Below are 21248 nucleotides of genomic sequence, written 5' to 3'. Positions count from 1 at the left end.
CTGATCAGCGGCTGGCGGTTCGGCTGTTATTCGCGCCCACCACGCGGATCGTGCGCACGCCTTGCAGTTTTACGTCAGACACGAAGTGACCCACATAGACCTCACGCTGTTGCGGACGCCCGGTTTGGGTGCGGTAATAGGGCTCGGTGATGCGGAACATATAGGTCAGGACGCCGTTTTCCGCCCGCTCGAAGTTTTCCGGCACCAGCTCGGCATCCCAATAGCCCAGACGCGGCGGCAAGCCTTTCGCGCGGATGATGGCACCCCCTTGTGCGCGCAGGATCTGAAGATCGACCACGTCGCTCACAAGCCCGCGATTTTCCTGCTCGTCCAGGAACCCGCCTTCGGGAATCACGGCGACTTGCTCGACCCGGTTCGAATTGAACCAACCCAGCGGGTTCAGGTTCGCATTCCCGCCGCAAGCCGTCAGCGCCAGCAAAGACGCGGTCAACAGGGCAGGGGCAGCAAATCGGCGGAAATTCATGTCGGCTCCTTTATCTCTGCCCAAAGGGTTAGCCCATGTCGGCCCCTTTGAAAAGACAGCAATCCGCACCAAGGCTGGACCTTTGGCCGCGCAGCGCTTAGTCAAAGCAAAAGCACGAAAGGATCCCCTATGGCCAGCCCGGCATTTGAAGAGCTTGTCGAAGATTTCGCCTTCCTAGATGACTGGGAAGATCGCTATGCGACCGTGATTGACATGGGGAAATCGCTGCCGGACATGGACCCGGCCCTGAAAGTGCCCGCCACCAAGGTCGAAGGCTGCGCCAGTCAGGTTTGGTTGCACCCGGAAATCACCGACGGCAAGTTCAGCTTCGCAGGCGACAGCGACGCGATGATCGTGAAAGGGCTGATTGCAGTCCTGTCCGCGCTGTACACCGATCAACCCGTATCTGAAGTGGCCAAAATCGACGCCCCCGCCGAACTGGCCCGCCTAGGTTTGAACGAAGCCCTGTCCGCGCAGCGGTCCAACGGGTTACGTGCGATGGTCGAACGGATCCGCCAATATGCGTCGGAAGCGGCCTAAGTCTTTATTTTATAGTAATAAATACCTCTGAGTGAATGCGCGTAGCGCAGAGGGGCAGCGCCCCTCAGGCTCACGAAGTGAGCCCCCTTAGCGCGACTTCCAGATCACCATACCCGGTAAACTGCCGCTCATACGCCAGCCCCAAACGCTCGGCGGCGGCTTTTGCCATCTTGTCCAGCTCGGGATTGTCGGTCTGCGCCAGATACATCAGCTTGGTGTAATGCCCGAAATACATGTCGCGCAGCTGTGGATGCCGGTCCAGGCCCAAGGGCTTGATCACGAAACTCTCGAACCCGCGCGCCAGAAAATCGGTCAGATAGAACACATCAATCTCGCCCTCGGCGCGGGCGGCGAAAGCGTCGTTGCCTTCGAAAAACGAATAGCAATGGGGGCCGCGGATCATCTTGATCCCCATTTCCGCGCAAATTGCATCCAGCTGACCGCCCGTTCCGCAATCGGCATAGGCCAGAAATACGTGGTCATATTCGTCGCGATGCTTCCCCACGGCTGCACGCACTGCATCGGGGATTTTCTCGGGCGAATTGTGCAGGATGGCGGGCAGGCAGGTCAGGCTCATGTGTTCCCACCCGTTCAGACGGATCAGCGCCAGAATTTCGTTTGCCAGAGCTCCACAGGCAAGGATCAGTACCGATCCTGAACCTTGGGTCACTTCCAACCCGTCATGGGTAAGCGCGTCGTCGCTTAGCATCAGTCGTCCTGCCTTGCACTTAACGCCCGCCACGCGATCGACGCCAGCATCACCAGTGGCAGCAACGCCATCGCAACCTGTCCGTTCAACTGCCCCGAAGCCGCGGCCCATCCAGCCACCAGAACGGTCAGACCGCCCGCAAGGATCACCATCGTGATCAGAAAGATGAAACGTGTTTTGCTCATAGGATCAATTTGGGGTCGGGCCGTGAAAAAGAAAAGGCCCCGCCAGAAGGCGAGGCCCAAATCCTTGGGATATCCCCGCACAAAGATCAGCCAGCGGCCATCTGGTTGTGCTTGCGGGACATGAAATCCTTGGCGGTTTCGACCGCGACTGCCGCATCGCGGCAATAGCTGTCAGCACCAATGGCCTTGCCGAACTCTTCGTTCAGCGGCGCGCCGCCTACCAGAACGGTATAGTCGTCGCGAATGCCTTTTTCGACCAGCGTGTCGATTACCACTTTCATGTAGGGCATGGTGGTGGTCAGCAGGGCCGACATGCCCAGAATATCGGGCTCTTCTTTTTCCAAGGCTTCCAGATAGGATTCGACCGCGTTGTTGATGCCAAGGTCCACGACCTCGAAACCAGCGCCTTCCATCATCATCGATACAAGGTTCTTGCCGATGTCGTGGATGTCGCCCTTTACAGTGCCGATCACCATCTTGCCCATGCGCGGCGCACCCGTTTCAGCCAGCAGAGGCTTCAGGATCGCCATACCGGATTTCATCGCGTTCGCGGCCAGAAGAACCTCGGGCACAAACAGAATGCCGTCGCGGAAGTCGATGCCCACGATGGTCATGCCGCCAACCAGCGCGTTTGTCAGCACATCATAGGGCTGCCAGCCACGTTCCAGCAGAATGTTGACGCCTTCTTCGATCTCTTCCGCAAGACCGTCATAAAGGTCGTCATGCATCTGCTGCACCAACTCTTCATCATTGAGTTCGCTCAGGATGATATCTTCTTCTTCATCAGACATGTGCGTCTTTCCCTGGCTGGAGGTCTGTTTCATATTCCCTAATGCGACATGATAGCGCGATAGGTCTGGACGATTTGCGACATGGAGTGCCCTGTCACCGACCTGATGGCAAATGAATATTCTGCGCTATGATTGTGAATTTCATTTGATTGTTCTGCAAATGTTCTTATTTTAACCTCATGGATGAGACGGGTTTTGACAGAATTGACGCAGATTGCCGCCGGGGACGTGGGGCTGGGTCGAACAAGGCCGGCCGATTCGAGGAATTTCAGCGCGAACGCGTCGATGATGGCTGGACCGAGGAACCTTTGCCGCCCTTCAGAACCGAGGTGTCGATTGAGCGCCCGCGCTCGGTCATCACGCGCAACAACTCGCCCGATTTGGCCTTTGATCGGTCCCTGAATCCTTATCGGGGCTGCGAACATGGGTGCATCTATTGCTATGCAAGGCCGACCCATGCGTGGTTGGGCTATTCCGCCGGGTTGGACTTTGAAACCCGCCTGATCGCGCGGCCAGATGCGGCGTCGCAGCTGGAAAAGGAATTGCGGCGCAAATCCTATCAGGTGGCTCCCTTGGCGATGGGAACGAACACCGACCCTTATCAACCGATTGAAGCTCAGCATAGGATCACCCGGCAGGTGCTTGAGGTGTTGGAATCCTTTCATCACCCGGTTCTGATCATCACCAAGGGCACACTGATCGAGCGGGATCTGGACATCCTTTCACGGATGGCGGCCAAGGGGCTGGCGCAGGTGGGGGTCTCGGTCACCAGCCTGCAAGCCGATCTATCGCGCAAAATGGAACCCCGCGTGCCCAGTCCGGCGCGGCGGGTGCGGATGATCCAGAACCTGTCCGATGCTGGGGTGCCCGTGCGCGTTATGGCCTCGCCCATCGTGCCGGGGCTGACGGATCACGAGTTGGAGCCGATATTGGAAGCGGGGCGAGACGCGGGTGCGGTGGCGGCCAGTTATATTCTGCTGCGTTTGCCTGGCGAAGTCGCACCTTTATTCCAAGACTGGCTGGACGAGCATTACCCAGATCGCGCCGACCGCGTCATGAACCGAGTGCGCGAGATGCGTGATGGAAAGGACTATCAATCCGAATTTGGAGAGCGGTTTGTGGGGCGCGGTGTGGTGGCCGATCTTTTGAAACAAAGATTTCAGAAGGCCTGTCAGCGGTTGGGTCTGACAAAACACTTGCCAGATATGCGTTGTGATCTGTTCCAAGCGCCGTTGCAGCAGGGCGATCAGCTCAGTCTGTTCTAGGAGCGTTTCGGCTTGCCGTTGGCGCAGAACAATACGTCGAAACGCATTGGATCCGTAGACGGACCCGTGCCTGTGGCGGGCAGGGCGCGCGCTGTGCGCGCGCCAGACTGGAGTATGTCTTTGCGTATCAACCTCGACGGCGACGCGAGCGGCGCGCGGGTTGAGATGCGTCATCGCCGGTCCCGTCCGAAGCCGACGAGAATCCACCAATCGCGTCCGAGATTTGATCCAGCGTCGGGCGTGAGCCAGAGGCTGGACGCGTCTCGAGCGCTTCGCGCATGGAGCGCAGATGCTCAGGCGTGGTGCCGCAGCAACCGCCGATGATCTTTGCGCCACAATCACGCGCCAAAACGGCGTAATCTGCCATCAGCTCGGGCGTGCCGTCATAGTGGATATGGCCGTCCACATATTGCGGAATGCCCGCGTTGCCTTTGGCAATCACGGGACGTTCAGACCCTTGGGCGGCAAAGCCCAGAACCGTGCGCAGAAGATCGGCCGCGCCCACGCCGCAATTGGCCCCGAAGGCGATCGGCGGGTTCGGCAGGGTTTCCACCATTTTCGCCAAGTCGGACGATGTCACGCCCATCATGGTGCGTCCGGCGGTGTCAAAGCTCATCGTGCCGCACCAGGGCATGCCGGTCAGTTCGGCAGCGCGCGCCGCGGCCTTGTATTCGTCAGGGGCAGAAATGGTTTCAACCCAAAGCACATCTGCGCCGCCTTCTTTCAAGCCCTCGGCCTGTTCGTGGAACATCTCGACCGCACCGTCGAAAGTCAGCGATCCCATCGGTTCCATAATCTCGCCGGTTGGACCAACCGAGCCTGCTACGATGACAGTCCGACCTGATGCGTCGGCCACTTCGCGGCCAAGCTCGGCGCCCACGCGGTTCAGCTCGCGCACGCGATCTTGCGCGTCGTGCAGTTTCAAACGCGAGGCATTGCCGCCAAATGTGTTGGTCAGGAAAATGTCCGATCCAGCCTCGACCGGGCCGCGGTAAAGCGCGCGGATGTTGTCCGGCTTGTCTACGTTCCACAGTTCCGGCGCGTCGCCCGAGGTCAGGCCCATATTGAACAAGGTGGTCCCGGTGGCGCCATCCGCCATCAGCCAATCGCGTTCGTTCATCAGTTTCGTCAGGGCATCTGTCATGGGTGTCTCCGTTCACCGCTGGTCTGGGTGCTACCTGCCACGGAACGCGCGTGGGTGCAAATGCAATAGGCTCATGTTGCATTTGAAAGGTGCTCAATTTGTAGGGCAAGCCAGTTGGCCCAGGTTGCGGCTAGCCGCCCTGTTTGAACAGGCCAATCTCAGCCTTGCGGCAAATTTCGCGCGTGACGTCCAACGCCCCGAACCCCAGTGCCGCGCGTGTAGGTGCTGCTGCGTAAAGTGTTTCCCATTGGGGCGCGAAAGAGGACTTGAATTGGCGCAATCCGGCGGCCCCGCTGATTTGGTCCAGCTTTGCCCGTGCGTGGCGGAGGGCCCAAGGCTCGTTTTTTCGATCTTCCAGCGGAACGGCGGCCAGTGACAGACGGGTGCAACCTTCCGTTGCTGCATGCGAAATCGCGCGGGTCAAAAGCGCGTGCATGGTGCCGTCAGGGGCATTCGGGCGCATCCGCATCAGGTCCAGCGTCTGCTCGGTCCGATTCTCGTGCAGGGTCAGGAAGCCCATAAGCTCGCCTTGCTGCCATGCCAGATAGACGCGGGCATGGGGTAGGTGATCAGGGTGCCATCTGCCCATGGAAAAGCCACGCTCGCCCGCGCGCGAATTGCGCCACTCCTCGGCGATAGTGTGCATGTCCGCCAAAGGCAGTTCAGAACCGGCTTCGCAGGTGGTCAGGCTTGATGCCTCGGCCTGCCGCAGTTTACGGCGCAGCTGGCGTTTGCGTGAGCCGTCCAAGGTGAAATGGGTTGGGTCAATCCAGCCCTCGCGCGCGATGGGCAGAACGCGCCATCCATTGCTGCGCGCAGTTGCGGCCCAACGACCCCCGGCTTTGTAGAGGAACGGAGACAGAAAACTGCGTTTTGCAAAACCGTTTAGATCCGAAAGCAGGGCTGCTTTGTCGGCGCTTGGCGTCAGGGGGTCCGACAGGATCACAAGGCTTTGCCCAGCAGAAGCGCCCATCGCCGCCGCCCCGTTGCCTGCGGTGATCAAAGACAATTGCCGATGGCGCAGCAAACCAGCTTCGGCACGCGGGGCTTCGTCGATGATCTGGGCCATATGGGCGGGCAGGATTGGCACGGATTTCATCGCCATAAAGTGCGTTTGGTTACTGTCCATCTGACCCTGTTTGGTCTGCGGACCGCGTATGGTGATCACAGCCGCAATCAGCGCGGGCAGGGCATAGTAAATGGTGCGGAAGGCCAGAACAGCGGCCAAAAGCGGCTCGGCATCGAGGGTGGGCAGCAGGGCCAGCAGGGTCAGCTCGAACGCGCCCATACCACCCGGTGTGCTGCTGATCAGCCCAGCCCCCAAGGCCAGAAGATAGGCGGCGAGAAGGGGCAGCATCGCCACATCGCACCCATCAGGCAGGACCATCCACAGGGCGGCCCCGGCTGCGGCGGTGTCGATCAGGGCCAGCGCCAGAAACGCCCCCATCGCGCGCAGGGGTGGGATGCGAAGCGCGGACATAAAGGATGGGCGCAGGACAGACAGAAGGGCGAACACAGCGGCCCCGCCCAAGACCGCCCAAGCAATCCAGCCCGTCCAGGGCAGGATCATCGGCACCGTCAACGAGATCAGCGCGGCCACGACTGCCCAAGCCGACAGGAAGGATGCCGCCACGATGGCCGAAATCCGCATGGCTTGCATCAACGACAAATCCGGCAACATGCGCCAGCGCACAAGGGCCGAGGATATGACACCCAATCCCACGGTTTGTGACAAGGCAATGGCGGTGATGCCAGCACGTTCAGCCGCTTTGGACGACACGCGCGTGCCGATTAGCCGATGCACCACACCGTCATATTTTCCCAATGCCCAGAACGAGATGGCCGAGAACAGCGCAGCCCCCAGCCATTGCGCCGGTGACACCGTTTTCAGCGCGGCATAGATATAGGGCAGGTCCAACCCCTCCATCCGTTGCCACAAAAGAACGACCAGCCCGATGGTTAGGCCAAGAGGCAACAGTTGACGCAGCGCTGCGCGGCGCAGATCCAACCCGCTTTCCGCACTGCGCGTCAGCGCCGCCGCCAATCCGCGCTTGGCCGCGCGATCCGCGCCCTCTGCCTGCGTTTTCATCTTATACCCCAATCGTGCCCCACATTGCTGCGACCAGCATCGCAAAAGCTGACGAAAGAAGTCTTAATAGCTCAATATTTCAGGGTTTTTCCCGCCGCTCTGACCCTGGTCCGCGTGCGATCCCCCTTATAAAAGAACGGCGCGCCCTGTGGACGCACCGTTTCTGATTTTTGTATATGCTCGAGGGGCTTAAACCTCGTTCATGATCTCTTGTTTGGCTTGAGCCAGCAGTTCGGCGCGCTTGGCGCGAACTTCGTCAGCGGTGACGCTGCTCAGGTCTCCGGTCACTTTGCGCACAACATCTTCATGGCCGGCTTCTTCAAAGTCGGACACGATGACTTCGCGGGCGTAAGCCTCGGCGTCATCACCGGATTTGCCCAGTTTTTCAGCGGCCCACAGGCCAAGTTTCTTGTTTGCGCGGGCTTCGGCCTTGAACTGCATTTCCTCGTCATGCGCGAACTTGTTTTCAAACGCGCTTTCGCGATCGTCAAAAGTGGTCATAGTTTTCCCTTATCAACTGGCGGGCCTTATCAACCGGCGGGGTCTTGGTCTTACCGTGCGCAAGCAACAGGCGCCTGCGTCCGCGTTCCTGTCTGATATGCCAATCACAGGCGCGCATCGCAACCCCGCTAGCGCTCTCACGGGGGGGATTTCCTGTATTTGTTGTTTCTGTAAGGATTTGGCGGGCGATATTCTTGCCCCACATGGGCCTTTCCCTTATAGGGCGGACAACGACGGAGTCGCGACGGGCAGGGGGCTCGTGACGCTGAGACCCGTCAAACCTGACGCGAGGGACCAGATGGCACGGCGCAAGAAGCTTTATGAAGGCAAGGCAAAGGTTTTGTATGAAGGCCCCGAGCCCGGAACCATCGTCCAGTATTTCAAGGATGATGCCACCGCGTTCAACGCCGAAAAGAAGGACGTGATTGAAGGCAAGGGCGTGTTGAACAACCGCTTGTCCGAGTTTTTCATGAACGGGCTCACCCAAATCGGCGTGCCGAACCACTTTATCAAACGTCTGAACATGCGCGAGCAGCTGGTCCGCGCGGCCGAAATCGTGCCGCTGGAAGTAATCGTGCGCAACTATGCCGCCGGATCCATGGCGAAACGTCTGGGGCTTGAGGAAGGCACTCGCCTGCCGCGTCCCATTGTGGAGTTTTCCTATAAGGATGATGCGCTTGGCGACCCTCTGGTGCCCGAGGAATATATCATCGCTTTCGGCTGGGCGAGCCAGCAGGATATGGACGATATCGTCGCCATGGCGCTGCGTGTGAATGATTTCATGTCCGGCACCATGTACGGCGTGGGCATCAAGCTGATCGACTTCAAGATCGAATTCGGCCGCGTCTATGAAGGTGATTTCCCGCGTCTGATCGTTGCTGACGAAATCAGCCCCGACAGCTGCCGCTTGTGGGACATCGAGACCGGCCAGAAGCTGGACAAAGACGTGTTCCGTCAAGACCTTGGCAGCCTGAACGATGCCTATACCGAGGTTGCGCGCCGCCTGGGGGTTTTGCCCTCGAACGTGACGCACGCCGCCACCAAACCGACCCTGATCAACTAAGGAAGTGTACCCATGAAAGTACGTGTTGATGTGATGCTGAAAACCGGCGTTCTGGACCCTCAGGGCGAGGCCGTGCGCCACGCGCTTGGCAATCTGGGTTTTGAAGGCGTCGAGAAAGTCCGTCAGGGCAAAGTGATCGAACTGGACGTGGCTCCGGGCACCTCGGAAGATCAGATCAAGGATATGTGCGAGAAGCTGCTGGCCAACACCGTGATCGAAAACTACGCCATTCAGGTGCTGTGATGAAGGCCGGCGTAATTGTCTTTCCCGGCTCGAACTGTGACCGCGACCTGGCGGTCGCGTTTGAGCGCGCGGGTGCACAGGTCCAGATGATCTGGCACAAGGAAACCGAGCTGCCAACCGATCTGGACATCGTTGGTGTGCCCGGTGGGTTCTCGTTTGGGGACTATCTGCGCTGCGGAGCCATCGCGGCCCAGTCGCCGATCACTCGTTCTCTGATCAAACACACCGAACGTGGTGGCTATGCCATTGGCATTTGCAACGGCTTTCAGGTGTTGACCGAAACCGGCATCCTGCCCGGTGCTTTGATGCGCAATGCGAACCTTAAGTTCATCTGCAAACCCGTTGGTTTAAAAGTAGAAACCGCGGATTGTGACTTCTTGTCCGGCTATGAGCAAGGACAAGAGATCACAGTGCCGGTGGCCCACCATGACGGCAACTATAACGTCACGGATGAAAAGCTGGCACAGCTGCGTGACGAGGGCCGGATTGCGTTCACTTACACCGACAATCCCAATGGCTCGACCGGCGATATTGCGGGCGTGATTTCCAAGAACCGCCGCGTTCTTGGCATGATGCCGCACCCGGAACGCTGTGTGGATGAACTGCATGGCGGCACTGACGGGGTGGCAATGTTCCGCTCGTTGGTGGACAGCGTCGTCGCTGCCTGATTGTGATGGGGCGGGATGCGCCCTATCTTTCCCCTATGGGGGATGAGACCACACAGACCATGCCCACCCCGCGGCCGCCGCGCCCTGGGGTTAGCATACGCGCCCGGCTGGTGCTGATCGTCCTGATCACACTGGCCGTCGCGGTTGTCTATGTCTCGAACCAACTTCTGACCGAGCGCTACACGGAAACCACCCGAAACCGGGCGGAACTGCGCGTGGCGCTTTATTCCGGCAACCTGATTAGCGAACTTCAGAGAAATTCCGTCGTTCCGCTGTTGCTGTCGCGCGATCCCGCTCTGATTTCAGCGCTGAACACGTCGGACTATTCGCAAAGCACCGCACGTTTGATTTCCTATCTTGATGAAATCGAGGCCGCGTCGCTTTTGCTTTTGGACCGTGACGGGCGGGCGGTGGCCACCACAAATCGCGAAATTCTGGGCTCGCAGCACCGATCCGATCCCTATTTTATCGAAGCGCTGCGCAGCAACGACACTGTTTTTACCACGGTACAGACCGATTCCGGACAATATGTCTTTACCTATTCCCGCAAGATCGAACAGGCGGGGCGTCTGCTGGGTGTGATCGTCGTGGGTGTGGACCTGCGCAAGTTCGAAACCAGCTGGGCCGGTATTTCGGATGCGGTATTGGTCACCGACAGCGAAGGTAATGTGATTCTGTCCACCGAGCCGCGCTGGCGGGGCAAACTGGAAGGCGAGGCGCTGGCAACCGTGTCGGCGCCTGAGGCCATCCGCCGCTCGGCCCGCCAAACCATCGACTGGTCGGGCCTGCCGACGGATGTTTTGTATATGGGCGAGTCGGTGATGCGCCACGAAACCCGTGTGCCGTTCCAAGGCTGGCGGATGACGTCGTTTACCTCATATGCCTCGGTCCGCGAAAAGGTGAACACGGTTCTGTCTTTGGAAATCATGACCTTCGCAATGCTTCTGTCGCTACTCTTCTATCTGATCAGCCGTCGTGCCCAATGGCGCAGCGCCGAGTTCGCACAGGAATCCGCCGAGCTTCGCCAGCTGAACATTGCCCTGCAACGCGAGATCGCCGAGCGCAAACGCGCCGAGGAAAACCTGCAAGTGGCGGAGCAAACGCTGGCCCAAAGCTCGAAACTGGCGGCATTGGGTGAGATGTCGGCGGCGGTCAGTCACGAATTGAATCAACCGCTTGCGGCGATGAAAACTTATCTGGCGGGTGCGCGCCTGTTGTTACAGCGAAAACGGCCCGATGAAGCGCTTTCCAGCTTCCAGCGGATCGACGATCTGATCGGACGTATGGGCGCGATTACACGCCAGCTGAAATCCTATGCCCGCAAGGGCGGCGATTCCTTCGAGCCGATGGATGTGCGCGACTGCGTATCCTCGGCCCTGTCGATGATGGAACCGCAGCTGAAACGTCGCGAAGTCCGCATCACGCGCAATATTCCGCGCGATCCGGTGATGGTGATGGGCGATCGGTTGCGTCTTGAGCAAGTCCTGATCAATTTGCTGCGAAATGCACTGGATGCGACCAAATCGGTCGAGCTGCCACAGGTCGATATCATCGTCAGCCTTGGCGACTATGCCTTGGTTACGGTGCGTGACAACGGAAACGGCGTGGACGATTTGGACAGTCTATTTGAACCCTTCTACACCACCAAGGCCCCGGGTGACGGGGTCGGGCTGGGTCTGGCGATCTCGTCGGGCATCGTGTCTGACCTTGGCGGACGGCTGACCGCGCGCAATGGTCAGGACGGGGGGGCTGTATTCGAGGTCGAGCTTCCTATCTTAAAGGCTGAAGACGCCGATATCGAAGCTGCTGAATAGCAGAAAAGAAGCGCACGCAGGAGGGCGCCATGGCACAGGCAATAAAAATCGCAATCGTCGATGACGAACAGGATATGCGACAGTCCATTTCTCAATGGTTGTCCCTGTCGGGTTTTGAAACCGACACGTTCCCATCCGCCGAGGATGCGCTGAAGTCCATTGGGCCGGATTTTCCGGGCATTGTGGTGTCCGACATTCGGATGCCGGGACTGGATGGCATGGGCTTTCTGAAGAAGCTGATGAGCCAGGACAGCAGCCTTCCGGTGATCATGATCACGGGTCACGGCGACGTGCCGATGGCGGTCGAGGCGATGCGCGTGGGCGCTTATGATTTCCTTGAAAAGCCGTTCAACCCGGATCAACTGACCAAACTGGTGAAAACCGCGACCCATAAGCGCCGTATGGCGATGGATGCCCGCGCGCTTCGGCGCGAGCTGGGCGATGGCTCGACCATTATGAAAAAACTGATCGGCGCGTCCCCGGTCATGTCGCGCTTGCGCGAAGACATTTTGGACATCGGTCAATCTGATGGTCATGTGCTGATCGAGGGCGAAACCGGCACCGGCAAAACCCTTGTGGCCCACGCGTTGCACGCAGTTGGCGCTAAGGCAGGGAAACGCTTTGTCGTGACCTCTTGCGCAGGTGTCGAAGAAGACGAACTGACCCGTCGTTTCTTTGGCCCGATTGACGAAGGCGGCGCGATTCCTCTGGTCGAGGAAGCCCGCGGCGGCACGCTGGTTCTGGAAGATATCGAAAGCATGCCGATGGGGCTTCAGGCCCGTTTGCTGACATGGATGAATGATCAGGGCAGCCCGGCTGAGACCCGCGTGGTGGCGATCTGCAATCTGCAAGAGCAGGGCAAAACCTGCGAGGATTGCTTACGTCCCGATCTGTTCTATCGCCTTGCGGCCATGAAGATCACTCTGCCGCCGCTGCGCCAGCGCGGGGAAGACATCCTGATGCTTTTTACCGTCTTCGCAGACCAGTTCGCTGACGAATATGGCTGTGCAGCGCCGGGTGTCAGCGCGCAAGAGGCCGCGCAGCTTTTGCAAGCCCCGTGGCCGGGCAACATCCGCCAGCTTGAAAACATCGCTGAACGCGCCGTGCTGCAATCGCGTCGCGGCTCGGGCACGATCTCGTCGCTTCTGATGTCGGACCATGAAGAGGTCCAGCCCGTCATGACGACCGAGGGTAAGCCCTTGAAAGAATACGTAGAAGCGTTTGAGCGAATGTTGATCGACAACACGATGCGGCGTCATAAAGGGTCCATTGTGGGCGTAATGGACGAGCTGTGCCTGCCGCGCCGAACCCTGAACGAGAAGATGGCGAAATACGGGCTTCAGCGCTCGGATTACCTAAGCTAGTCGACGGAAAGTCTTGCCGGACGCGTGGGGATGTTCTAGCCTATTGTTGCGATGTTAAGCAATGGAGGGCGCAGTGCCAGCATCACCCAACGCACTGAAAAAGAACTTGGCCGCAGACGACATGCAAATTGGTCTGTGGCTCAACCTTGGCGACGTGTCCGCCACGGAAATCGTGGCAGCGGCAGGGTTTGATTGGTGCCTGATTGATGGCGAACACGCGCCCTATGATCCGGTCACGATCCAAAACCAGCTGCGGGCGATGACGGGCTATGACAGCCACCCCATCGTGCGCGTTCCCATCGGCGAGGATTGGGTGATCAAGCAAGTCCTTGATCTGGGCGCGCAGAGCGTTCTGGTGCCGATGGTCGACACAGCAGATCACGCCCGCCAGATGGTCGCGGCGACGCGTTATGCCCCGGAAGGGCGGCGCGGCATGGGGGCGATGGTGGCGCGGGCCTCGGGTTGGGGCCGCGTTGCGGATTATGGCAGCAATATCAATGACGAAGTCTGCCTGATCGTTCAGGCAGAAACCCGTCTGGCGATGGAGAATTTGGACGAGATTGCCGCGGTCGAGGGCGTCGACTGCGTATTTATCGGCCCGGCAGACCTGTCCGCCGATATGGGCCATCGCGGCAATCCGGGCCACCCAGATGTGAAAGCGGCGATTGCCACGATCCGCGCGGCGGGGAAGGCGGCGGGCATTCTGCATTATGACAGCGCGAACTTCGCGTATTACCGTGATCTGGGGGTGACGTTCCTTGGGGTTGGGTCCGAGGCCTCGATCCTGCGGGCAGCGGTGCATCAGACGCTCTCGGACGCGCGAAACGCGGTCAGCGACTGACATAGGCGGGGCATGATGCGACAATAGCACGCCTTGGGCGGGCTTTCGCGCCGTCTTGTCGCGCGTTACATCAGGGAAAGCCGAAAGGATCCCGCATGAGCAAACCGCCCTTTTTCCCGCCTCCGCCGCCCATTCCTGAAAAGACACGCCTGTTTCAACGAACGCCTCCGGCGATCTTTCCGCCCATCATGGGCGCGTTTGGGCTGGGTTTGGCATGGCGCCGCGCTGCTGACGGGTTCGGCGTATCGGGGGCATTCGGGGATATGATACTTGGGGCCGTTACGCTACTTTATTTATTTTGTCTAGTGGCTTACGTGGCGAAGTTAATCCAACGCGCATCCACGTTTGGCGAAGACTTGAAGATTTTGCCAGGCCGCGCAGGTATCATTGCGATGGTGCTGTCGGGATACTTGATGGCGGCCACGGTGGTACCGTTCTCGGCCACTATGGCGACGATCATCTTTGGTCTGGCATTGGCCGCCCATATTGTCGTGGTCATACGCGTGGCACACCGCCTGATCACCGGCCCGGTCGAGGCGCGGTCTGTCACACCTGTCTGGCACCTGATTTTTGTGGGCTTCATCCTAAGCCCGCTGGCCGCGCTGCCACTTGGGCTGCAAGCCTATTCCGCGGTCGTCTTCTGGATCAGCCTTGCCATCGCGCTGGCCATTTGGGGCGCCAGCCTTGCGCAGTTCATCCGCGCGGACGTCCCGCCGCCCTTGCGTCCGCTTCTGGCGATCCATCTGGCGCCCGCGAGCGTCTTGGGAACGGTCGCCTTCCTGATCGGTCAGGTTCAGATCGCCTATGTGCTAAGCCTCTTGGCCGTCGTGCTGCTGAGCTTTCTTGTCCTGCGTGCCCGCTGGTTGACCACAGCCGGGTTCAGCCCGCTCTGGGGCGCGTTCACCTTCCCGCTGGCGGCATTTTGCACCCTGATGCAAATCGCCGCCGTGGCGACAGGATCTGACGTGCTGCGCATCATAGCGGGGCTTAGCCTTGTGGCGGCCAGCCTGATCATCCCACCCATCGCCTTTAAGGTTCTGATGATGTGGTCGAAGGGCATCTTGGCGATGAAAACCAACGCGGCGCAGGCTTAATTTGTGGCCTGATCGTCGAAATCGGGCAGGGCGACTTGTACCTTCTTGGTCAGGCTGGCCCGTACCAGTGCATAGGATCGGCGGATCCGGTGGATCAGCTCTTCCGGGTCCGTGTCGAACGGCAGGTTCACCCATGAACGGTGAAAATAGGGCGCTTTGACGCCGACGCCGGACTCAATCAACATGGATGCGGTCTCGATATCGGGCGTTTTCACCGACACTCCGGGAGTTTTCGCCCCCATCGCCGCGAAAATCTTGTCGCCCACTTTCCACACATCGTGCCCCGGCCCAAATGGCTCTGACCACTCGGCACCCGGAAGTGCGCCACAAATTTTGTTCACAGTCTCGCGTGACATGCGGGCACGATAACCCGCTTGGCAGGCGCGGGGAAGGGTGCTAGCGTGCTCCCATGACACGGAAAAGCAACATCATTATCTGCTGCATTACCCACTGAGATACTCAGGCGGGCCGTTCTTCTATTCCATACATGTCAGGAACTTGGTAAGCCCGCCGCGAGATCACCTATGCGCGGACGCACGAGGACAACATGACGGACATCAAGCTTTATAACACGATGGCACGGGAGAAGCAGGACTTCATCCCGATCGACCCCGAAAACGTCCGCATGTATGTCTGTGGGCCGACCGTGTATGACCGCGCCCATCTTGGCAACGCGCGCCCGGTTGTGGTGTTCGACGTCCTCTATCGGCTGCTGCGCCATGTCTATGGGCCGGATCATGTGACCTATGTGCGCAACTTCACCGACGTGGATGACAAGATCAACGCGACCGCGCTGGCGCGTAAGGAAGCGGGTGCCAAGGGCACGTTGGAAGAACTGGTCCACGAACGCTCGAACGAGACGATCGACTGGTATCTGAACGATATGCGCGTGCTGGGGGCGATGGATCCCGACATGATGCCCCGCGCGACCGAGTTCATTCAGCCAATGATCGACATGATCGAGGATTTGATCGCCAAGGGTCATGCCTACCCTGACGGGGCAGGACATGTGCTGTTCTCGGTCAAAAGCTATGACGATTACGGTCAACTATCGGGCCGTTCGGTTGATGATATGATTGCAGGCGCGCGGGTTGAAATCGCGGACAACAAACGCGATCCGATGGATTTCGTGCTGTGGAAGCCATCCACCGATGATCTGCCCGGCTGGGACAGCCCGTGGGGTCGCGGCCGTCCGGGCTGGCATATCGAGTGTTCCGCCATGAGCCACGACCTGCTTGGGGCGTCGTTCGACATTCATGGTGGCGGTAACGACCTTCAGTTCCCGCACCACGAAAACGAGATTGCGCAATCCTGCTGCGCCCACCCGGAAGGGCAATTCGCGCGCTATTGGCTGCATAACGAGATGTTGCAGGTCGAAGGCAAGAAGATGTCCAAGTCGCTGGGCAATTTCTTCACTGTGCTTGATTTGCTGGAGCAAGGCGTGCCGGGTGAAGTCATCCGCCTTGTGTTCTTGGGTACGCATTATCGCAAGCCGATGGATTGGACCGAGAAGAAGCGGGTCGAGGCTGAGGCGACCCTGCGCAAGTGGCGCAAATTGACCGATGGTGTTGAACCAGCACCGAAGCCTTCGCCTGCCGTTGTGGCTGCGGTGGCGGATGACTTAAACACGGCAGGTGCCTTGGCCGAATTGCACAAGCTGGCAAAGCGAAATGAAGTTTCCTTGCTGCTAGCATCCGCAAGATTTCTAGGGATCCTCTCAAATGATTTAGGGGCCTGGGATTGGAAGGGAATTGTGGGGAGTATGTCTGCAGTTTATTCACCAACATTTAGCGTAAAGATCGAAGGTTTCGTTCAACCAATCGATTTGGGATCGTTGGCGCAAAAGCTCCACGAGACTCGCGTGGCCGCGATGGAAACCAAAGACTTCACCACCGTTGACACGCTAAAGGCCGCGCTGACCGAGGCAGGCGTGCAAATTCGCATGTCCAAGGAGGGCGTCGAGCTTGAGCCCGGTCCGGGTTTCGATCCTTCCAAACTGGAGGGTCTGTGATGCTGAATTTCACTAAGGACAGCGCACGACCCTGGGTGGGTGCGAAGCGCCCTCCCGCCATAGATTTCTGTGGGAGGGTCGGGCGCTGTCCGGCCTGTCGGCCGGACGGAACTTATCGAGGGCATTTTCTATGACCGAACGCCTCTATCTCTACGACACCACTCTCCGCGACGGCCAGCAAACCCAAGGGGTTCAATTTTCGCTAGCTGAGAAACAACAGATCGCCACGGCCCTCGACGCGCTTGGTATAGATTACATCGAAGGCGGTTGGCCCGGGGCGAACCCGACCGACAGCGACTTTTTCGACGCAGCGCCCAAGACCCGCGCGACCTTTACTGCCTTTGGCATGACCAAGCGGGCAGGGTACTCGGCTGAAAATGACGATGTGCTTGCGGGCGTGATGAACGCGGGCACGTCTGCCGTCTGTCTGGTGGGCAAAAGCCACGATTTCCACGTCACCACGGCGCTTGGCATCACGCTGGACGAAAACGTGGAAAACATCCGTGCGACAATGGCTTACATGGTCAAAGAAGGTCGCGAGGCGCTCTATGATGCCGAGCATTTCTTTGACGGGTACAAGGCCAATCCTGATTACGCGCTGACCTGTGTGAAAGCCGCCTATGATGCCGGTGCGCGTTGGGTTGTTCTGTGTGACACCAATGGTGGAACGCTTCCCCATGAAGTGCACGAGATCACCAAAGCTGTTGTCGCCGCAGGCATCCCCGGAGACCATCTGGGCATCCACACCCATGACGATACGGGCAATGCGGTGGCCTGTTCGCTGGCCGCCATCGACGCAGGCGCACGTCAGGTGCAAGGTACGCTGAATGGGCTGGGCGAGCGCTGCGGAAACGCCAACCTGACGACGCTTATCCCGGTTCTGCTGACCAAAGAACCCTATGTCAGTCAGTTTGAAACGGGGGTGTCCAAGGACGCTCTGGAGCGGATCACCAAAGTCTCGCGTCAGCTGGATGACATCCTGAACCGCGTGCCGAACAAGTCGGCGCCTTTCGTTGGCGCATCGGCCTTTGCGCATAAGGCGGGGCTGCACGCGTCGGCGATTTTGAAAGACCCGACCACCTATGAACACATCCCGCCCGAGACCGTGGGCAACACACGCATCGTGCCGATGTCCAATCAGGCCGGGCAGTCGAACCTGCGCGCCCGTCTGGCTGATGCCGGGATCGACGTTGAAAAGGGCGATCCGCGACTGGGCGAAATCCTGAACCGTGTGAAAGAGCGCGAAGATCAGGGCTATGCTTATGACGGTGCGCAAGCCAGTTTCGAGCTGGTCGCGCGCGATGTTCTGGGCCAGCTGCCGCAATTCTTCGAAGTGAAACGCTATAAGGTCACGGTCGAGCGGCGCAAAAATAAGCGCAACCAGATGATCAGCCTGTCCGAGGCGATCGTGGTCGTAAAAATCGGTGAGGAAAAGAAATTGTCCGTGTCGGAAAGCGTAGATGCCTCGGGCACGGATCGTGGCCCGGTGAACGCGTTGGCCAAAGCGCTGGCTAAAGATCTGGGGCCGTATCAGGCGATCATCGAAGACATGCAACTGGTTGATTTTAAAGTGCGTATCACTCAAGGTGGGACCGAGGCGCAGACCCGTGTCATCATCGACAGCGAAGACGCAGCGGGACATCGCTGGTCGACGGTGGGCGTCAGTCCTAACATAGTCGATGCTTCGTTCGAGGCGCTTTTGGACGCGATCATCTGGAAACTTCTGCGTGATGGGGCAAGTCCCGCATGACGGATGCGCCGGACGATTACGACCCCATCGCTGCCTGCGCCGAGCAGGTGATGAATGGTGACCCGGATCGTTTTCTGGCGGTGATGAGCGGCTCGGTCGAGGAACGAAAGCGGCTTTTCCCGCTTTATGCGTTCAATCTGGAAGTCGCCCGCGCCCCTTACATGTCGCAGGAACCCATGGTCTCGCTGATCCGGCTTCAGTTCTGGCGCGACGTGATCACGGCGGCAGAGGACGGGACCGAATCCCCGCGTCACGACGTGGCGACGCCGCTGTCACAGCTGGTGATTTGGGGCGACATGCGGGCCGCGCCTTTGCTGCGTATCATTGAAGCACGCGAGGGCGATGTGCAGGGCAATCCGGCCCAAAGCGTCGAAGACATCCGCGCCTATTTGCGGGCAACTTCGGGTGCGTTGATGCTGGCGGGCGGGCAGCTTTGCGGTATGACCGAGTTTGCCGGCGATTACGAGGTCGACACCGCGCTGGAAGATCTGGGCGAGGCCGCCGGGCTGGCAAACTGGCTTTTGGCCCAACCTGCATTGGCCAAGGCCGGGCGGGGGCATGTGGTGCCGGATGTTGGCACAATTCAAGAGCTTTGCGCACACGGGCTGAGCCAGCTCAGCACTGCGCGTGCGAGTTTGGGCAGGCGTGGAAATCCCACCTTGCGCAGCGCATGGCGGGCGCGTGGGATTCTGAAACAGGCTTTGAGACAGCCCGCGCTGGTTGGGGAAGGCACGCTTGGCCGCGCCGAGATTGCCCGGCGTGGCCATATGCTGTGGTTGGGTCTAACCGGCCGCTGGTAGGCCACGCGCTTAGCCTGCAAACCACTTTCGATGCCAGCGACGAAGCTCTTTTTCGGCACGGACTTGGCTGTCGTTCTGCACCTTCCGTTCGTCCCTGAATGTGGGTCTCTGCCCATCTGTGCGGTGATCGGTCCGTGTCGCTGTGCGGAATGTATTTGAAAGTATCGAGATCATGTTCGCTCTCCCTTATATCTGCGTCTTTGTATGAAAATAGGGTTGATGGGCCGCGTTTGGCAAAGCAGTATGATTTTCATAATGTAAGCTGAGGTAACAATATGGATTGGAGATCTGTGCCATCCCTTGCCACTTTGCGTGCTTTTGAGGCTGCCGCGCGGCACCAAAACCTAAGCGAAGCAGCGCGCGAGCTAAACGTTACACATGCGGCGATCAGCCAGCATGTTCGCAAGTTGGAAGAGGATTTGGGCGAACCTCTGTTGCTGCGGCAGGGGCGCGGCATGGCGTTGACCGATGCAGGGCGACTGTTGGCGGAAAATCTTGGGCTCGGGTTTGCGACCATCGCAGACGGGGTCGATCAGATTCGACAGCGGGGGCAGGATCGGGCGGTCCAGATCTCGGTCACGCCTGCCTTTGCATCGCATTGGTTGATGCCCCGGATCGGGTCTTTCTGGGCTGAACACCCTGAGATCCAGATCAACATCAATCCCAGCGCGGATTTGGTGGACCTGCGCCGCGATGGGGTGGATCTGGCGGTGCGCTATGGCGATGGCAACTGGCCGGGTCTTGAGGCCGAGCTTCTAACCGATGGCGAATTTGTCGTCGTCGCTCATCCCGATTTGGTGCAAGGGCGGCAGGTGAACAGCCTATCGGATCTGGTGGACCTGCCTTGGGTGATGGAAGATCACATGATGGAGCGTCGCAGGATCGTTGAAGAAGAAGGGATTGATCTGGATGATGTGAAAATGACCATGATGCAGTCCAGCGATCTTGTGTCCTCGGCGGTGTCGGCGGGGCTGGGGGTTTCGGTGCAGCCCAGATCCCTGATTGAAGCACAGCTTCAGGCCGGGGTGGTCGTGTCGCTCTATCGCATTTCGCAGTCCGAGCTTGGCTATTATATCGTTACCCGTCCCAGTGCCGTGACCCAGAATGCTGCGACGTTCCGCAACTGGTTGCGACGCAAAGGGGCCGAGGAGATGGCGAATTAACGTGTTGTAACCAAACGATAGCCGCAGTCGCGTTCCGTGAGCCTCAGCAGGTCCGCGTTGCGACGTTCCCATGTCCCATCTGCCAGATCGCTGGCCAACCGGGACAGTTCTGGCGTGATGTCTTTGATTGCGTGGAAAGACGACATAGCGGCGCGGATACGTGGATCCAGATAGGCGTCGGGCCTGCGCCAATACGCGGCCAGAAACCCGTCCGTGCAGTCGTGGGGGATCGGCAGCGGCGTTATCGTTACCTTGCCCAACCAGCCGGCATAGGCATTCATCGGCGGCATCTGCCCATCATCAAGCGCGGCCAGTTGCGGGATGTAATCCAGCAACCAGAAATCGCGAAACGCCGGGTCGTAGGTCAGGATGACCAGTGGCCCTTTGGTGACGCGCCGCATCTCGGACAGGCCTTTGGCTTGGTCGGTCCAGTGGTGGATGGTCAAAACGGCCATCGCAGCGTCGAAACTGTTGTCGTCAAAGGGCAGATCTTCCGCCACACCCTGCACCACATGGGTGGGGGTGGGTAAGCGCTGTGCGATCATCTTGGCCGAGGGCTCGATGGCGGTTACGGTGCGCCCCTTAGGTTCATAGGAGCCGGCCCCGGCGCCGACATTCAGAATGGTCCGGGCATCGCCCAAAGCGACTTCGATCCGCGCCGCAATGCGCGGGTCGGGCTTGCGCAACTGCGCATAGTCGATGCCAATACTGTCATATTTTGCGGCCATG

22 protein-coding genes are annotated in these 21248 nt (G+C 59.2%); 13 read left to right on the top strand and 9 right to left on the bottom strand.

What is annotated here, in order from left to right; translation table 11 throughout:
• Window positions 1-4 precede the first annotated feature (4 nt).
• A complete protein-coding gene (locus ACXAH3_RS04390) occupies window positions 5-484 on the bottom strand; it encodes a hypothetical protein (protein WP_474860843.1) in 480 nt (159 codons plus the stop codon).
• A 129-nt stretch (window positions 485-613) separates the two neighbouring features.
• Here ACXAH3_RS04390 and ACXAH3_RS04385 point away from each other — a divergent pair, with 129 nt between their 5' ends.
• Complete coding sequence (locus ACXAH3_RS04385) at window positions 614-1024, top strand: SufE family protein (RefSeq protein WP_474860842.1); 411 nt, start codon at window positions 614-616, stop codon at window positions 1022-1024.
• Between the two features lie 70 nt (window positions 1025-1094).
• Here ACXAH3_RS04385 and ACXAH3_RS04380 read toward each other — a convergent pair whose 3' ends face one another.
• The 3 genes from ACXAH3_RS04380 to ACXAH3_RS04370 form a co-directional block, all read right to left on the bottom strand.
• Entirely contained in the window at window positions 1095-1733 is a 639-nt protein-coding gene (locus ACXAH3_RS04380) for a DUF1638 domain-containing protein (protein ID WP_474860841.1), read from the bottom strand.
• Window positions 1733-1918, bottom strand: coding sequence for a hypothetical protein (locus ACXAH3_RS04375; protein WP_474860840.1), 186 nt, complete (start codon window positions 1916-1918; stop codon window positions 1733-1735). The genes ACXAH3_RS04380 and ACXAH3_RS04375 overlap by 1 nt, the downstream gene beginning before the upstream one ends.
• Window positions 1919-2004: 86 nt before the next feature.
• Window positions 2005-2709 carry a corrinoid protein gene (locus ACXAH3_RS04370; RefSeq protein WP_474860839.1) on the bottom strand — a complete coding sequence of 235 codons (705 nt, stop codon included), beginning with the start codon at window positions 2707-2709 and terminating at the stop codon, window positions 2005-2007.
• Window positions 2710-2888: 179 nt separating this feature from the next.
• Between ACXAH3_RS04370 and ACXAH3_RS04365 the strand changes: the two genes are divergently transcribed.
• Entirely contained in the window at window positions 2889-3974 is a 1086-nt protein-coding gene (locus ACXAH3_RS04365; protein ID WP_474860838.1) for a PA0069 family radical SAM protein, read from the top strand.
• Window positions 3975-4101: 127 nt separating this feature from the next.
• Here the strand turns inward: ACXAH3_RS04365 and bmt are convergent, their stop codons facing one another.
• The 3 genes from bmt to ACXAH3_RS04350 form a co-directional block, all read right to left on the bottom strand.
• Window positions 4102-5118, bottom strand: a complete 1017-nt coding sequence (gene bmt, locus ACXAH3_RS04360) for a betaine--homocysteine S-methyltransferase (RefSeq protein ID WP_474860837.1) — start codon at window positions 5116-5118, stop codon at window positions 4102-4104.
• A gap of 130 nt (window positions 5119-5248) precedes the next feature.
• Complete coding sequence (locus tag ACXAH3_RS04355; protein ID WP_474860836.1) at window positions 5249-7207, bottom strand: phosphatidylglycerol lysyltransferase domain-containing protein; 1959 nt, start codon at window positions 7205-7207, stop codon at window positions 5249-5251.
• Window positions 7208-7396: 189 nt separating this feature from the next.
• Window positions 7397-7708: a DUF1476 domain-containing protein gene (locus tag ACXAH3_RS04350; protein WP_474860835.1), complete on the bottom strand. Its 312-nt coding sequence runs from the start codon at window positions 7706-7708 to the stop codon at window positions 7397-7399.
• Between the two features lie 298 nt (window positions 7709-8006).
• On the opposite strand from ACXAH3_RS04350, the gene purC reads away from it, so the two are divergent.
• The 7 genes from purC (at window position 8007) to ACXAH3_RS04315 (ending at window position 14795) form a co-directional block, all read left to right on the top strand.
• Window positions 8007-8771, top strand: coding sequence for a phosphoribosylaminoimidazolesuccinocarboxamide synthase (gene purC / locus ACXAH3_RS04345; RefSeq protein ID WP_474860834.1), 765 nt, complete (start codon window positions 8007-8009; stop codon window positions 8769-8771).
• A gap of 12 nt (window positions 8772-8783) precedes the next feature.
• Complete coding sequence (gene purS / locus ACXAH3_RS04340) at window positions 8784-9014, top strand: phosphoribosylformylglycinamidine synthase subunit PurS (RefSeq protein ID WP_474860833.1); 231 nt, start codon at window positions 8784-8786, stop codon at window positions 9012-9014.
• Complete coding sequence (gene purQ, locus ACXAH3_RS04335) at window positions 9014-9682, top strand: phosphoribosylformylglycinamidine synthase subunit PurQ (RefSeq protein ID WP_474860832.1); 669 nt, start codon at window positions 9014-9016, stop codon at window positions 9680-9682. Before purS ends, purQ begins: the two co-directional genes overlap by 1 nt.
• A gap of 59 nt (window positions 9683-9741) precedes the next feature.
• Window positions 9742-11496, top strand: coding sequence for a sensor histidine kinase (locus ACXAH3_RS04330; RefSeq protein WP_474860831.1), 1755 nt, complete (start codon window positions 9742-9744; stop codon window positions 11494-11496).
• A gap of 29 nt (window positions 11497-11525) precedes the next feature.
• Window positions 11526-12860, top strand: coding sequence for a sigma-54-dependent transcriptional regulator (locus ACXAH3_RS04325; RefSeq protein WP_474860830.1), 1335 nt, complete (start codon window positions 11526-11528; stop codon window positions 12858-12860).
• A gap of 73 nt (window positions 12861-12933) precedes the next feature.
• A complete protein-coding gene (locus ACXAH3_RS04320; protein ID WP_474860829.1) occupies window positions 12934-13701 on the top strand; it encodes an HpcH/HpaI aldolase family protein in 768 nt (255 codons plus the stop codon).
• Window positions 13702-13796: 95 nt separating this feature from the next.
• Entirely contained in the window at window positions 13797-14795 is a 999-nt protein-coding gene (locus ACXAH3_RS04315; protein ID WP_474860828.1) for a TDT family transporter, read from the top strand.
• On the opposite strand, the gene ACXAH3_RS04310 is transcribed toward ACXAH3_RS04315, so the two are convergent.
• Window positions 14792-15151, bottom strand: a complete 360-nt coding sequence (locus tag ACXAH3_RS04310; RefSeq protein WP_474860827.1) for an MmcQ/YjbR family DNA-binding protein — start codon at window positions 15149-15151, stop codon at window positions 14792-14794. The genes ACXAH3_RS04315 and ACXAH3_RS04310 overlap by 4 nt on opposite strands.
• A gap of 191 nt (window positions 15152-15342) precedes the next feature.
• On the opposite strand from ACXAH3_RS04310, the gene cysS reads away from it, so the two are divergent.
• The 4 genes from cysS to ACXAH3_RS04290 all read left to right on the top strand — a co-directional run bounded on the left by cysS (window position 15343) and on the right by ACXAH3_RS04290 (window position 20519).
• Entirely contained in the window at window positions 15343-16806 is a 1464-nt protein-coding gene (gene cysS / locus ACXAH3_RS04305; protein ID WP_474860826.1) for a cysteine--tRNA ligase, read from the top strand.
• A 130-nt stretch (window positions 16807-16936) separates the two neighbouring features.
• Entirely contained in the window at window positions 16937-18556 is a 1620-nt protein-coding gene (gene cimA / locus ACXAH3_RS04300) for a citramalate synthase (RefSeq protein ID WP_474860825.1), read from the top strand.
• Window positions 18553-19356: a squalene/phytoene synthase family protein gene (locus tag ACXAH3_RS04295; RefSeq protein WP_474860824.1), complete on the top strand. Its 804-nt coding sequence runs from the start codon at window positions 18553-18555 to the stop codon at window positions 19354-19356. Before cimA ends, ACXAH3_RS04295 begins: the two co-directional genes overlap by 4 nt.
• 275 nt (window positions 19357-19631) lie before the next feature.
• Window positions 19632-20519 carry a LysR family transcriptional regulator gene (locus ACXAH3_RS04290; protein ID WP_474860823.1) on the top strand — a complete coding sequence of 296 codons (888 nt, stop codon included), beginning with the start codon at window positions 19632-19634 and terminating at the stop codon, window positions 20517-20519.
• On the opposite strand, the gene ACXAH3_RS04285 is transcribed toward ACXAH3_RS04290, so the two are convergent.
• Window positions 20516-21247 carry a class I SAM-dependent methyltransferase gene (locus ACXAH3_RS04285; RefSeq protein ID WP_474860822.1) on the bottom strand — a complete coding sequence of 244 codons (732 nt, stop codon included), beginning with the start codon at window positions 21245-21247 and terminating at the stop codon, window positions 20516-20518. The genes ACXAH3_RS04290 and ACXAH3_RS04285 overlap by 4 nt on opposite strands.
• Window position 21248 lies beyond the last annotated feature (1 nt).

The organism is Aliiroseovarius sp. ABM4_368, from assembly GCF_056161205.1.
This window is presented reverse-complemented; position numbering and strand designations above follow the sequence as displayed.